We start from the raw sequence: 381 nt of genomic DNA on the forward strand, positions 1-381 counted from the left end.
GCCTCGCCCTCACCGAACTCGTCGCCAACGTCGTACGCCACACGCCCGACCGGCGCGCCGCGGTGCTGATGGTGCGGTGGCCGGACGGGCGTGGGGTGCGGGTGGAGGTCACGGACACCTGCCCGCGACCGCCGGTGTCCACAGCTGTGGAGGAACTCGCCGAAGGCGGACGAGGCGTGCTGATCGTCGAAGCCGTCACGGACCGGTGGGGGTGGGATCCACTGCCCGACCGGCCCGGAAAAACCGTCTGGTTCGAATGTGATGTGAAGCCGTAGGGCGATCAGGAATTTCAGTTAGTGCGAATTCCCTCGTGCGCGAATATAACGCCAGCCGAAGTAGATAACTCCGAGAGCCCCTACGGCCGCACCGACGGCACAGGTC

At 66.4% G+C, this 381-nt stretch carries 1 protein-coding gene; it reads left to right on the forward strand.

Annotation, left to right across the window (positions count from 1 at the left end; all coding sequences use genetic code 11):
* The coding region (locus IF47_RS0126925; protein WP_031511656.1) for an ATP-binding protein at window positions 1–275 on the forward strand (275 nt) is incomplete at its 5' end.
* Window positions 276–381: the final 106 nt, after the last annotated feature.

The organism is Streptomyces megasporus (assembly GCF_000718985.1).
Taxonomy (GTDB): Bacteria; Actinomycetota; Actinomycetes; order Streptomycetales; family Streptomycetaceae; genus Streptomyces; species Streptomyces megasporus.